This is a genomic window from Synechococcus sp. 8F6, from assembly GCF_002252665.1.
Lineage (GTDB): Bacteria > Cyanobacteriota > Cyanobacteriia > PCC-6307 > Cyanobiaceae > Cyanobium_A.
Genome location: NZ_NQKZ01000008.1, coordinates 109,514 through 120,919, shown reverse-complemented (window position 1 = coordinate 120,919; position 11,406 = coordinate 109,514). Strand labels below are relative to the sequence as shown.

Genomic DNA, 11,406 nt, shown 5'->3' with positions numbered 1-11,406 from the left:
CCCCCCGGTTGTCGCCGGCGACAACCGGGGGGCGATCAGTTCCCCTAACCGGCCAACTTGATTGACGCCAATCGGCCAAGGGGCTTGACGCGGGACATCAGGGCATGGGGGTTCGGATGGGGGTGATGGGGCGAGGGTGAGCGCAGCCATGGAATCTCGTAGCACTCCATCTGCTGTTGCCAGCGGGTCAGCCAGGTGCCGCTGGGATCAACAATTCGCAGTCGGCGCCGCCATCTGGGGCGCTTCTGCAGCAACAGACAGCAGAGGGTGAGAGCCTGGGGACCGGCGCCGACAATCACTAGGTCAGCCATCCAGCCCAACCTCGACTTGCTGGCAGCGGCTGCAGAGTCCGTGGATTTCGAAGGTGTGAAACAACGGCCTAAACCCCTGCAGCAGCACCGCATTCAGGCCCAGGCTGCTAGTGCCAAGGGGGCAGAGCGGCAAGGGCTGGCTGGAGCCGCACTGCACACAGATCAGGTGATGCTCGTCACGTTCCAGCGGGGCGTAGACGGTTTCGCCGTTGGAGAGCTTGCGGCAGCGCACCAGGCCGGCCTGCTGCAGCAGTTTGAGCCCCCGATACACGGTGGCCAGCCCCGTGCCTTGTTGGGCATCCCTCAACCGCTGATGCAGCTCCTGGGCGCTTAGTTCGCCTTCCGCCAGCCGGAGCAGCTGGAGCAGACGCTGCTGTCTGGGGAGGGGAATCGTGGAAGCCATCGGCACTGACCCGGGCTGCCGCCGCTGCTAGAACGACAACCATTCTCACTCTTGGGCCCGACCCAGCCTGGCCATGGCCTTCTCCAGCCCCGTTCCCGCCGCCGAGCGCCTGCCAGTGACCGTGCTCACCGGTTACCTCGGTGCCGGCAAGACCACCCTGCTGAACCGGATCCTCACCCACGAGCACGGCCTCAAGGTGGCGGTGATCGTCAACGAGTTTGGCGAGGTGGGCATCGACAACCAGCTGGTGGTGGATGCCGATGAGGAGATCTTCGAGATGAACAACGGTTGCATTTGCTGCACCGTGCGCGGTGATCTGATCCGGATCATCGGCAACCTGATGAAACGGCGCGACCGCTTTGACCATCTGGTGATCGAAACCACCGGCCTGGCTGATCCAGCCCCGGTGATCCAGACCTTCTTTGTGGATGAAGACCTGCGCGATGAGCTGCGGCTCGATGCGGTGGTGACGCTGGTGGATCTCAAACACGTGGAGCAGCACTGGGATACGGAAGAGGTGCAGGAGCAACTGGCCTTTGCCGACGTGCTGGTGCTCAACAAGGCCGATCTGGTGAGCGACGCCGAGCGCGCTGCAATCGAGCGGCGCGTGCGCGCCATCAACCCCGTGGCTCGCTTGCTCACCAGCCACAACGCGGAGGTGCCGATGCAGGAGCTGCTGGGGGTGGAAGCCTTCGAGCTGGAGCGGGCCCTGAGTCTCGATCCGGGCTTTTTGGTGGATGAGCACGCCCATGAGCACGACGATGCCGTGGGTTCTGTGGCCCTAGTGGAGGAGCGGCCCATGGATATGGAGAGGTTGGGTAGCTGGATCTCGGAGCTGGTGAGCAGCCGCGGGCCGGATCTGTTCCGCATGAAGGGCATCATCCAGCTGGCTGGCAAGGATGAGCGCTATGTGCTGCAGTCGGTCCACATGCTGGTTGATGGCGATTTCGATCGCCCCTGGAAAGCCGGTGAGCGGCGCCGCAGCGAATTTGTAATCATCGGCCGCAATCTCGATGCTGAGGCCCTGCGAGCCAGCTTCCTGGCGTGTGTGGCCTGAGCAGGCGATGGCTCAGGCAACCCTGGTGAGCGAACGGCTCTGCGGAGATCTGCAGCAGCCGATCTCGGCGATGGCCTGGTCGGTTGATGGTGAGTTTCTAGCCATCACCAGCACCGGTGGTGAATTGCTGCTGCTCGATTTCCGCGCCGGCTGTGAGGAGCTGCTGCGGGGCGACCATGACAGCAGCCTTGACGTGGTGGGTTTCAGCGGCAATGGCCAGTTCCTAATGGCCGCTGGCCAGGCCGGCGAGCTGCTGCTCTGGGAGCTAGGTGGCACTGGAGTGCGGCCGCTGGCCATGGATCCCATCCCGCTGGGCAGCGGCTGGATCGATGCGGCGGCCTGGCAGCCGGGTGGTTTGCTGCTGGCAGTGGCGGCCGAGCGCGAGCTGCGGCTCTGGGATGGGGCCGCTCGTCAGTGGCTTGATCCACCGCTGGAATTGCCTGGAACCATCCAGGCCCTGGCCTGGAGCGCCGATGGGGTGCAACTGGCTGCCAGCTGCCACGGTGAGCTGGTGCTCTGGCAGCCATGTCTGAGCTCGCCGTCGGATCCGCCGCTGCGCCATGCCATCGCATCTGCGGGTCTTGCCCTGGCTTTTTCAGGGCCGGGTCACCAGCTGGCCTGCGGGATGCTGGATCGCTCCTTACTGGTGTGGCCGCAGGGCTGCCAAGGCCAGCCCTGGCAGTTCAGCGGTTTCCCCGCCAAGGTGCGCCAGCTGGCCTGGAGCGAGCAGCCCGGCCGCCTGGCCCCGCTGCTCGCTAGTTCTGCCGCAGAGGCCGTGATCCTGTGGACGCAGGTGAAACAGGGGGCCAAGGCCTGGCAACCCGAACAGTTGCTGTGGCACGAAAAACGCGTCAATGCGCTGGCCTTTGCGCCCGGCAGCACCCTGCTGGCCAGTGCCTCCAGCGACGGCACTGTGGCGCTCTGGGATGGGCGGGGTCAGCTGATGCAGCCCTTCGAGGGGCAGGGCAGCGGCTTCAACGCTCTGGCCTGGCGAGCGGATGGACGGCATCTGGCCGCCGGCGATGCCAACGGGCGCTGGTGGTTGTGGCCGGTGGCGGTGCCGGCGCGTGAGCGTCAGCGCAGTTCCTCCGGCAGCGGCTTTGGCTGATCCGCAGCAGGCGGCACCGGGTCGTAGCCACCCGGGTGGAGGGGATGGCAGCGACCCAGCCGGCAGAGCGCCAGCCAACAGCCGCGCCAGGGTCCATGGATCTCAATGGCTTCGAGCGCGTATTGGGAGCAACTGGGGGTGAAGCGGCAATTCGGCCCCAGCAGCGGGCTGATCAGGATCTGATAGCCCCGAATCAGGAACAACAGCAGCTGCCCCAGCAGCGAACGCAAGGGAGATGTCATCAGCAGCGGTGTGAATCAGGCAGCCGATTCGGGCTGTAACGAGGAGTGATGATGCGAGATCTTCCACTCCCCGTGCTCGAAGACGTAGATAAAGCTGTAGCGCGCTTCCGCGCTGCTGCCATCGGCAAACCGAAAGGTGTAGAGCCCCGCATCCTGAAGCATGTTGCAGCCAATCAGGATTTCCCGCTGGCTGATTTCGCCATGGGGGCTCCTCTGTAAAAAGTGACTGAAGTAATCCACGATGCTGTCGTGGTCGGTGCGCGGTTCATCCGAGAGCGTGGGAAGCAGCAGCGCATCACGGCTGTATAGGCGCGCCACCTGCTCCGGATCCTGGCTCAGCAACGCCTTGTTCCAGCGTTCGAACAACAACTGAACGTCGCTCTGACTGATCAGGGCGCAGCCGCTGGGTCCCTTGTCCGGCAGCGACGGCTGGCGTGCCTCCAGTACTTCAACCTCCAGCCAGATCAGGCCGTTGCGAGACAGCCAGGGATGCCCCACCAGGACGTGTGGCCGCTCGCGAGGCCCCACGCGCCAACGCCTCAGCGTGCCGGGCTTCATGGAAGCCAATTCCTTTTCCAGCCAGGGGGGCAGGACGCCCTGGCCCACTGCCAAGGAGAGCAGCTGCCGTTCCGTTCGCCGCCCGCCACGCAGCTCGCCGGCCTGCAACGCCACGGTCAGCACCGGCGCTGATCCTGCAATAGCGCTAGGGCCTTGCCCCTGGCATGAGGGAACCACTTGCTGCATCGCCGGGACCGACCCGAATCAGCGCGGTACTCTATGAGAACGATTCTCGTTCCTTCGTGAGAACCGTGCCACTGCCCCTGCGACGAGGGTCTGACCCATTGCTGATCTGATGACCTTGGATGGGCGGGACTTTGCTGAGCAGGACCCCTGGGAGCAGGAACCCTCAGCTGAAGAGCAGGCACGGTTCGATCGGCTCCACGATGGGTTGCTGCGCCGCCGGGGCAGCCTGAGGGGGCAGCAGGAGCAGCTCTGGGCCTGCATCCAGGCGATGCAAAGCCTGACGACGGCCGTTGTGCAGCAACTGGCCAGCGAGCCACCCTCTCTGGAGCGGCGGATCATCGGCCGGCAGCAGGTTCTGAGCGATCTGCGGGTGCTGCAGGCGTGGCTGCTCTCGGTGGAGGTTCTGCTCGAGCGCACCGGCCAGGTGGAGTGGCCGCCGATGGTCGAGCACCTGGCCCGAGAGCTGGTCGGCGAACTGGCCCCCGATCCCCACGACGCGCGTCGCTGGCAGCTGAATCAATTGCTGGAGCACAGCACGATGAGCCGTGATGACTGAATGCTCAGGTCTGGCGGAGCCGACGACCAAGGGGCCGGTGAGCCAGCAGCTTCGCGGCACTATTCAGGGCTGCGTCACTGGCTTGGCCTGGAGACCCCGGGCAGCCCAATTGGCTGTCGCCAGCTCATCTGGAGACTTCATCCTCGTTGATTTCACCGCTGGCGTGGATTGGCCCCTGCACGAAGCCGGTGAAACTGCTGCTCAGGGCTTTGACGCCCTGGGGTTCTCCAGCTGTGGCCGCTGGCTTGCCGCGGGCGGCGAATCTGGCGCGCTTTCGCTTTGGTGCCTGGACGGTGAGGTGCCGCTGCAGGTCACCGTGCCGGCAGTCGGGGGCTGGATCGATCAGCTGGCCTGGCAGCCGGCTGGCCCCCTGTTGGCCGTGGCTAGGGGATCAGAACTCTGGATCTGGCACAGCGAGGACAAGGTCTGGTTGCCGCCGCTGTGCAGCCCGGGAGGCGCGGTGATGGCCCTGAGCTGGAGCCCTGCGGGCGACCAATTAGCGGTGGGCACCGGCCAGGGCGTGTGGATCTGGAGCCTGCCACTGGGATCAGCGCGTACACCACGGCCCCAGCAGCTGGCAACGGGCTCGGCCGTGCTGCAGCTGGTGTGGGGCGTGGATCCGCCTTGGCTGGCGGCGGGCCTCGTGGATCGGCGCCTGGTGCTGTGGCGAGATCTGCAGCAACCCATGCTTGGCGTCGGTGACCTGCCGGGCAAGATCCACGCCCTCGCGTTGTCGCGCTTACCCAGTGGAGTGCAAGCGCTGCTGGTGGCAGCGGCGGAGGCCGCCGTCGTGTGGTGGGGCCAGGGAGATGCCCTCGAGGCCTGGAACGCCGTGCTGCTGCCCTTTCATCTGGATCGGATCGTGGCGCTGGCCTGTGGCCCTGCCGAGGCCCCGATCGTCACGGCATCGCGGGATGGCACCGCGGCGCTCTGGAGCGAAGCCGGGACCTTGATGCAGGTGCTCGAACTCGATGGCCAGCCGCTCACCAGCTTGGCCTGGCGATCCGACGGCCAGGCCCTGGCCGCTGGTGGAGAGGAGGGTGCTTGGGTGATGTGGCCCCTCGATCCAGGGGGGGAGGCCATGCCATGAGCACCATAGAACAGTGGCCCGTCGCCTGCATCAACCACCTGCGCTTCAACAGCGATGGCTTGATCCCTGCCATCACCCAGGACTGGCTCGATGGTGCAGTGCTGATGCTCGCGTGGATGAACCGGGCCTCGCTGCTAGCAACGTTTGAGACCGGCCAGGTGCACTACTGGAGTCGCTCGCGCCAGGAGTTGTGGCACAAGGGAGCCACCAGTGGTCACCTCCAGCTGCTGCGGGGGTTTCGCTACGACTGCGATGCCGACGCCCTCCTGCTGAGCGTCGAGCAGGTTGGCGATGTGGCCTGCCATACCGGGGCGAGGGGTTGCTTCTACGAGACCGGTGCCACCCCAACAGGAGGTGGTCCGGCGGCACTCGCTCCACCGGCGGATGCCCTCAGTGATCGTGCGCACCAGCGCCTGCTGGATCTGGTCGCCAGCCCCGTTCAGGAGCCGCTAGCGAAGCTGCATCAGGCAACTGAAGCGCTTGCTCAGCAATGGCAGCGGCCACCAGGGACGGATGACCTGGCCTGCGCCCTGGCGCTGTTGGATGCCCTGCAGGACAGCCTGGGCGCACGCGGTATCCCATGGCGCGAACTGCTGTGGCAGGCCCGCCGATCACCGCTAGAGTGAGAATGGTTCTCATCCTTGGCGGCCCGCTGTCGCCCTGGTTGCCTCCTGTCTCCGTCTTATCTACCGATGGCGCCCATCCACGTTCTGTTGACCCGCGCAGGGGCGATCACTCTCTCGCTGCTTCTGGCGGCCTGCGGAGCGCCCCAGCAGAAGGCTGAGAGTTCCTCCAGCGGCGCCAAGCTGCCGGTGGTCACCACCTTCCTGCCGATCACCCTGTTCACCCGTGCAGTGGCTGGGGATTGCGCCACGGTCACCGCCCTGATCCCGCCCAGCACTGGCCCCCACGATTTCCAGGCCAAGCCCGGAGACCTGAGCGCCCTGCGCCAGGCCAGGGTGCTGGTGAAAAACGGCTTGGAGATGGAGAGCTTCCTCGACAAGCTCGTGGCCTCCGCCGGCAATTCACAGCTGCAGGTGATCGATTCCAGCAGCGGCGTCGCCACGCTGGAAACGGATCACCATGACGCCGCCCAAGGCGAGGAGCACAACCATGGGCATGGCCATGCTCACGGCGCTGTGAATCCCCACATCTGGCTGGATCCCTTGCGGGCGGTGCAGCAGGTGGAGACGATCCGCGACGGTCTGGTGAAGGCCGACCCCAGTTGCGCTGAGGGTTACAAGCGCAACGCAGCGGCATACACCGCCGAGCTGAAGCAGCTCAACAGCGACATCGCCAGCCAACTTGAGCCCTATCGGGGCAAAACGTTTGTGGCTTTCCACGACTTCGCCCCCTACTTCGCCCAGCGCTATGGGCTCAAAGCTGATTACCTGGTGGATGTGCCCGAGCTCAATCCAGCACCGGCTGATCTCCAGCGGGTGGCGGCCGCGGTGAAGACCAGCCAGCTCAAGGCCCTGCTGAGCGAACCCCAGGAAGGCAACCGCTCCTTTAATGCCTTGGCTAAGGATCTAGGGGTGAAGGTGGTGGTGTTTGATCCGATGGAGACAGCCACGGAGGATGCCTCGCGCGATCCCTCGACCTATCTGAAGCTGATGCGCCACAACGTGACTGATCTGCGCCAAGCCTTCGGCCAATGACAGACAACGCCCCAGTGCTGTCGGTTGATGGCCTGAGTGTTCGCCGTGGCGAGCAGCTGGCTGTGGAGCAGGTGAGCTTTCAGCTCGCCCGCGAAACTGACACGGCCCTGGTGGGTCCCAACGGTGCCGGCAAGAGCAGCCTGGTAGCTGCTTTGTTGGGTCTGCTTCCCAGGGCCTCAGGCAACGTGGAGATCCTTGGCCATGCGCTGGGTCCGGCGGGTGAATTGCCCCGTTCGGTGCGTGCCCAGATCGCTTACTTGCCCCAGAGCCTGGCATTGCAGGGCCGCTTCCCCCTCACGGTGGGCGAATTCGTGGGCTTTGGCTTTGATCAACCAGGCCTGAGCTTGGCCTGGCTGGGCAACAAGCGCCGAACCAAGGCCATGCTCCGTGCCCTGGAGCGCACCGGCTGCCAGGACCTGGAGGATCGCCGGCTCAGCGAGCTCTCCGGTGGCCAGCTCAAGCGAGTGTTGCTGGCCTTCTGTGTGGTGCGGCCCCGTCAGCTGCTGGTGCTCGATGAGGCGCAGGCCGGTCTCGATGCCCCCAGCAGCGAGCAGTTCCAGGAGCTGCTGCTGGACCTGCGTCGCCAGGAAGGCTGGACCGTGCTGCAGGTGTCGCACGATCTGGAGATGGTGCGCCGCAGCTGTGATCAGGTGTTGTGCCTAAATCGGCGCCTGCGTTGCAGCGGTGCCCCCGACCATGCCCTCAGCCCAGCGCGGTTGGCCGAGCTCTATGGCCCCAATGTGGTGCCTTACCGCCATAACCATGCCGGGATTGCTGGCCATGGTTGATGCCGCAGGATTGCTGGAGATTGTTGGCCAGCCGTTCATGCAGCGGGCTCTGCTCGGCGGCTTGCTTACCGGCGCCCTAGGTGGGCTATTGGGCAGTTTCGCGGTGCTGCGTCAGCTCTCGTTCTTTAGCGATGCCCTCGGTCATTCCGCCCTGCTGGGCATCAGCCTGGGAATCCTGCTGGGGGTCAATCCCACCTTGGTGCTGATCCCTTTCGCGGTGGTGTTCGCCCTGCTGGTGAACCAGCTGGTGGCCCGCAGCGGCCTACCGGCAGACGCCCTGCTGAACATCGTGTATTCCACCTCTCTGGCCTTTGCGGTGGTGGCGCTGAGCCTGGTGGAGGCCTATCGCGGCGGCATCCAGCAGTTGCTGTTCGGCGACATCCTCGGCATCAGCTGGAGCGATCTGACGGTGATCGCGGTGCTGTTGCTCGGTGCCTTGCTCTATCTCGCCTTGAGCCTGCGGGCCCAGGTGCTGCTCACCCTCAACAGCGATCTCGCCGGAGCCTTCGGGGTGGGAGCCAACCGTCACCGCCTGATCTTCATCGTGCTGCTGGCGGTAGTGGTGGCGGTGTCAATCAAGGCGGTGGGGGTGCTGTTAATCAGCGCCTTTGTGGTGATTCCGGCCTGCGGGGGGCGGCTCGTGAGCCGCCACTTCCCGCTCTATGCCCTCGCCTCAGCCACCTTGGGCGGTGGCTGTGCCTTGCTTGGCCTACTGGGCTCCGGCCTCACCAACCTGCCCTCCGGTCCGTGTGTGGTGATCGTGCAATTCCTGGGCTTTCTGGCGGCGCTGCTGGTGAGCCAGCTCAGTCCCAGGAGCGGGGTGCTGGCTTCAGCCACAGCAGTGGCAAGCAGAAGCAAGCCATCAGGGGCCCGGGAGGCAGGTTGAATCCCAGCGCTAGGCCGCAGCCGGTGACGCCTACCCCCACGCCCAGCCCGGCTACCAGGCGTAGGGCCTGAGCCAAGCTCTCGGCGCGTGAAAGAACTGCCAGAGAAGGGGCGCAGATCAGCGCCATCACCAGGGCTAGGCCCACGGCGGCGGTGGCACTGACTACGACCAGGGCCGTGAGAGCGGCCATCAGCAGCCGCAGGCCGCGCAGCGGCAGTTCGATGTCAGCGGCGCCCTCCGGGTCTAGCCCCAGCCACTGCAGCTGGTGGAAGCGCAGCCGCAGCACCAGTAGGAGTAGGGCCAGGGCCGCTAGCAGGCGCAGCAGGTCTGCGGGGCCTGCCACCAGCAGATCGCCGAACAGCAGGCCATCGAGATCCACCGGCAATTCCAGGCCCTGGACCAGGAGCACCCCCAGTCCGAGGCTGGCGGCCAACACGGTGTTGAGCACGGCCTCCGCCTGGCCGCTGCCGGAGGGGCGGCCCGCCATCAGCAGCTCGGCCAGGAGCACCGCACCGATGGCCCCGCCCATGCCACCCAGCAGCTCCGGCAAGCCAAGGGCCTTGGCTATCACGACGCCGGGCAATACGGCGTAGGCCATTAGATTCGTGGTGAGCACTCGTTGCTGCACCACCAACAGCGTGCCCAGCAGGGGGCACACCAGGCCACACAGCCCGGCCAGGAGGAAGGGAATCAGCCACCAGGGCTCCATCAACACGTTCATTGCCGATCCCCAGGCCCCAGCTGGCCGTGCTCTAGGTGCATTTGCGGCACCTGCTCCAGGCTGCTTGGTAGATCCCCGTGGGCGGTAAGAACCACCGCCGTTCCATCAGCCGCCAGCGCCTGGATCAGGGCGCCGAGCTGCTCGCGGCTGCGGTTGTCAAGGCAGGCAAAGGGTTCATCGAGCAGCAGCACGGCCGCCTGACGGGCCAGGGCGCGGGCGATCAGGGCCCGTTGTCGCTGGCCGCCCGAGAGGCTTGCGATCGGGGCTTTGGCCAAGGCGGCCAGACCCACCTGCTCCAGGGCGGTGTGGCTGCGTTGGGGGTGGCCGCCGCAGCCCAGGCCCACCAAGCCGGCCAGGGTGATTGGGTAGTGCCAGCGCAGGCTTGGGGCCTGGGGCACCAGGGCCAGTCGCCTCCGCTGGCCTTTAAGGGGGCGGCCGCATAGGCGCACCCAGCCTGCGGTGGGCTGCAATTTGCCTTGCAGCAGCTGCAGCAGGGTTGATTTGCCGGCCCCGTTGTCACCCCGTATCAGGGTGCATGAACCGTTCGTGACATCCAGGTTGATGGACCGCAGAACGGCGGTTTTGGCGTAGCCAAAGGCGAGCTGGCGAGCCTGAAGTAAGGGCGCATCCACGGGCGGAGCCAAGAAACAGCGGGGCCAGTGCCCCATGTGGCACCCATTGTGCCTGGCAATGAATGAGAATCGTTATCATTCTCATTGTGCTGCAGGGTGCTGATGTCCGTGGTTTTTGTCAGTCGGGTGTGTCGCCCGGGGCTGCTGGGTGCGCCGGCGTCGGCTCTCGTCACCCTGCTTGCTTGCCTGCCCCCTGCCGCTGCTGCCCCGGCTCCGATGGTGGTAGCCGCTGATGGTGTGCTGTGTGACCTCACCAGCACCCTCGCTGCCGAGCAGGTCAAGGTGCTCTGCCTGATCCCGGCCGGCGCCGATCCCCATCAGGCGGTCCTGCGCCCCCGGGATCGTCAGGCCCTGGCCGAGGCCAAGTTGGTGCTGGTCAATGGCTATGGACTTACCCCTGCCCTGCAACGGGTGAAGATCTCGGCTTCGCGGGTGGCGGTGGCGGAGCTGGCTGTTCCGGAAAGCCCCGGCCGTGATCCGCACGTATGGCACAACAGCAGCCAGGTCGCCGCCATGGTGTCAGTGGTGGAAGAGCGTTTGATCGCACTATTGCCAAGTAGCGCAGCTTCGGGCGTGCGGCAGCGCAGCCAAGCTGCTCGCGCTGTGTTGGATGGGCTTGGCAACTGGACAGGTGCTCAGATCCGCACCGTGCCTGAGTCCACACGAGTTCTGGTTACTGAACACCGTGCATTCAGCAGCTTTGCGCGGCGTTACGGCATCCGGGAATTGCCCCTGCTGGATGCCTACACAACTGCTGGCGCGCTGCGGCCAGCCACTCTCGCCGCGATGACCAAGGCAATCCAGGAATCGGGCACCCGTCAGCTGTTCGCCGAATCATCGCCGGTGTCGAAAACCCTGCGGCGGGTTAGTCGCAGTAGCGGGGTGCCGGTGAATCCCACCCCCCTGGTGGCCGATGGCCTGGCGCCAGGGCGCTCCACCGTGCAGACCGCCACGGGCAATGTCTGCACCTTTGTAAATGGCCAGGGCGGGCGTTGCGATCGCGCCGCTGCCGACCAGCTCGCCCAGCGCTGGGCTGCCATCCGCTGACCCGGGTCGCCGCATCAGTCCCCACCGCGCCAGGCACCCCAGCCTCCAACACCCCAGTTTTGCCCGCATCAGCCATGCCTTTGTTTCGCCCATCCCCGTTGGCTCTGCCGCTTTTTCTGCTGGCCCCAGCTGGGATTGCCCTGGCCTGCGCCTTGCCCGCTCC

The 11,406-nt window shown here is 65.8% G+C and carries 15 protein-coding genes; 9 read left to right on the top strand and 6 right to left on the bottom strand.

The genetic code is table 11. From position 1 onward, the window contains the following. Positions 1-44 precede the first annotated feature (44 nt). Both CJZ78_RS08035 and CJZ78_RS08030 read right to left on the bottom strand, forming a co-directional pair. Complete coding sequence (locus CJZ78_RS08035; RefSeq protein WP_094560421.1) at positions 45-311, bottom strand: FAD/NAD(P)-binding protein; 267 nt, start codon at positions 309-311, stop codon at positions 45-47. Beyond that, positions 304-714 (bottom strand): Fur family transcriptional regulator, encoded by a 411-nt coding sequence (locus tag CJZ78_RS08030; RefSeq protein WP_094560419.1) that lies wholly within the window; start codon positions 712-714, stop codon positions 304-306. Before CJZ78_RS08030 ends, CJZ78_RS08035 begins: the two co-directional genes overlap by 8 nt. A 73-nt stretch (positions 715-787) precedes the next feature. Between CJZ78_RS08030 and CJZ78_RS08025 the strand changes: the two genes are divergently transcribed. Next, complete coding sequence (locus CJZ78_RS08025; RefSeq protein ID WP_094560417.1) at positions 788-1,771, top strand: GTP-binding protein; 984 nt, start codon at positions 788-790, stop codon at positions 1,769-1,771. Between the two features lie 7 nt (positions 1,772-1,778). Then, a complete protein-coding gene (locus CJZ78_RS08020) occupies positions 1,779-2,879 on the top strand; it encodes a WD40 repeat domain-containing protein (protein ID WP_158217054.1) in 1,101 nt (366 codons plus the stop codon). On the opposite strand, the gene yidD is transcribed toward CJZ78_RS08020, so the two are convergent. Together yidD and CJZ78_RS08010 are read right to left on the bottom strand one after the other, a co-directional pair. Further along, positions 2,846-3,121, bottom strand: coding sequence for a membrane protein insertion efficiency factor YidD (yidD, locus tag CJZ78_RS08015; protein WP_198953862.1), 276 nt, complete (start codon positions 3,119-3,121; stop codon positions 2,846-2,848). The two genes, CJZ78_RS08020 and yidD, sit on opposite strands and share 34 nt — an antisense overlap. A 15-nt stretch (positions 3,122-3,136) precedes the next feature. Continuing rightward, positions 3,137-3,802, bottom strand: coding sequence for an SgcJ/EcaC family oxidoreductase (locus CJZ78_RS08010; RefSeq protein ID WP_233128590.1), 666 nt, complete (start codon positions 3,800-3,802; stop codon positions 3,137-3,139). A gap of 172 nt (positions 3,803-3,974) precedes the next feature. On the opposite strand from CJZ78_RS08010, the gene CJZ78_RS08005 reads away from it, so the two are divergent. The 6 genes from CJZ78_RS08005 (at position 3,975) to CJZ78_RS07980 (ending at position 8,843) form a co-directional block, all read left to right on the top strand. Further along, on the top strand, positions 3,975-4,421 hold the full coding sequence (locus tag CJZ78_RS08005) for a hypothetical protein (protein WP_094560413.1): 447 nt from the start codon (positions 3,975-3,977) through the stop codon (positions 4,419-4,421). Next, on the top strand, positions 4,414-5,511 hold the full coding sequence (locus tag CJZ78_RS08000; RefSeq protein WP_143592870.1) for a WD40 repeat domain-containing protein: 1,098 nt from the start codon (positions 4,414-4,416) through the stop codon (positions 5,509-5,511). The genes CJZ78_RS08005 and CJZ78_RS08000 overlap by 8 nt, the downstream gene beginning before the upstream one ends. Continuing rightward, the gene (gene hisI / locus CJZ78_RS07995) at positions 5,508-6,137 is read left to right on the top strand and encodes a phosphoribosyl-AMP cyclohydrolase (protein ID WP_094560409.1); all 630 of its coding nucleotides are present in this window, start codon (positions 5,508-5,510) and stop codon (positions 6,135-6,137) included. The genes CJZ78_RS08000 and hisI overlap by 4 nt, the downstream gene beginning before the upstream one ends. Positions 6,138-6,203: 66 nt before the next feature. Continuing rightward, positions 6,204-7,169, top strand: coding sequence for a metal ABC transporter solute-binding protein, Zn/Mn family (locus CJZ78_RS07990; protein ID WP_094560407.1), 966 nt, complete (start codon positions 6,204-6,206; stop codon positions 7,167-7,169). After that, entirely contained in the window at positions 7,166-7,957 is a 792-nt protein-coding gene (locus tag CJZ78_RS07985) for a metal ABC transporter ATP-binding protein (protein WP_094560405.1), read from the top strand. Before CJZ78_RS07990 ends, CJZ78_RS07985 begins: the two co-directional genes overlap by 4 nt. Next, positions 7,950-8,843, top strand: coding sequence for a metal ABC transporter permease (locus CJZ78_RS07980; protein WP_233128589.1), 894 nt, complete (start codon positions 7,950-7,952; stop codon positions 8,841-8,843). The genes CJZ78_RS07985 and CJZ78_RS07980 overlap by 8 nt, the downstream gene beginning before the upstream one ends. Here the strand turns inward: CJZ78_RS07980 and CJZ78_RS07975 are convergent. Together CJZ78_RS07975 and CJZ78_RS07970 are read right to left on the bottom strand one after the other, a co-directional pair. Then, positions 8,761-9,564, bottom strand: a complete 804-nt coding sequence (locus CJZ78_RS07975) for a metal ABC transporter permease (RefSeq protein ID WP_094560403.1) — start codon at positions 9,562-9,564, stop codon at positions 8,761-8,763. The genes CJZ78_RS07980 and CJZ78_RS07975 overlap by 83 nt on opposite strands. Continuing rightward, positions 9,561-10,208 (bottom strand): metal ABC transporter ATP-binding protein, encoded by a 648-nt coding sequence (locus CJZ78_RS07970; protein ID WP_158217053.1) that lies wholly within the window; start codon positions 10,206-10,208, stop codon positions 9,561-9,563. The genes CJZ78_RS07975 and CJZ78_RS07970 overlap by 4 nt, the downstream gene beginning before the upstream one ends. Positions 10,209-10,298: 90 nt before the next feature. Here CJZ78_RS07970 and CJZ78_RS07965 point away from each other — a divergent pair, with 90 nt between their 5' ends. Then, positions 10,299-11,243 carry a metal ABC transporter solute-binding protein, Zn/Mn family gene (locus CJZ78_RS07965; protein ID WP_094560472.1) on the top strand — a complete coding sequence of 315 codons (945 nt, stop codon included), beginning with the start codon at positions 10,299-10,301 and terminating at the stop codon, positions 11,241-11,243. Positions 11,244-11,406 lie beyond the last annotated feature (163 nt).

What these genes read in the sequence shown, in the direction of transcription:
- CJZ78_RS07990 (WP_094560407.1), top strand. Translation starts at nt 6,204, where the DNA reads ATGGCGCCCATCCACGTTCTGTTGACCCGCGCAGGGGCGATCACTCTC.
- CJZ78_RS08030 (WP_094560419.1), bottom strand. Translation starts at nt 714, where the DNA reads ATGGCTTCCACGATTCCCCTCCCCAGACAGCAGCGTCTGCTCCAGCTG.
- CJZ78_RS07980 (WP_233128589.1), top strand. Translation starts at nt 7,950, where the DNA reads ATGGTTGATGCCGCAGGATTGCTGGAGATTGTTGGCCAGCCGTTCATG.
- CJZ78_RS08000 (WP_143592870.1), top strand. Translation starts at nt 4,414, where the DNA reads ATGACTGAATGCTCAGGTCTGGCGGAGCCGACGACCAAGGGGCCGGTG.
- CJZ78_RS08020 (WP_158217054.1), top strand. Translation starts at nt 1,779, where the DNA reads ATGGCTCAGGCAACCCTGGTGAGCGAACGGCTCTGCGGAGATCTGCAG.
- CJZ78_RS07965 (WP_094560472.1), top strand. Translation starts at nt 10,299, where the DNA reads ATGTCCGTGGTTTTTGTCAGTCGGGTGTGTCGCCCGGGGCTGCTGGGT.
- hisI (WP_094560409.1), top strand. Translation starts at nt 5,508, where the DNA reads ATGAGCACCATAGAACAGTGGCCCGTCGCCTGCATCAACCACCTGCGC.
- CJZ78_RS08025 (WP_094560417.1), top strand. Translation starts at nt 788, where the DNA reads ATGGCCTTCTCCAGCCCCGTTCCCGCCGCCGAGCGCCTGCCAGTGACC.
- CJZ78_RS08035 (WP_094560421.1), bottom strand. Translation starts at nt 311, where the DNA reads ATGGCTGACCTAGTGATTGTCGGCGCCGGTCCCCAGGCTCTCACCCTC.
- CJZ78_RS07985 (WP_094560405.1), top strand. Translation starts at nt 7,166, where the DNA reads ATGACAGACAACGCCCCAGTGCTGTCGGTTGATGGCCTGAGTGTTCGC.
- yidD (WP_198953862.1), bottom strand. Translation starts at nt 3,121, where the DNA reads ATGACATCTCCCTTGCGTTCGCTGCTGGGGCAGCTGCTGTTGTTCCTG.
- CJZ78_RS07975 (WP_094560403.1), bottom strand. Translation starts at nt 9,564, where the DNA reads ATGAACGTGTTGATGGAGCCCTGGTGGCTGATTCCCTTCCTCCTGGCC.
- CJZ78_RS08005 (WP_094560413.1), top strand. Translation starts at nt 3,975, where the DNA reads ATGACCTTGGATGGGCGGGACTTTGCTGAGCAGGACCCCTGGGAGCAG.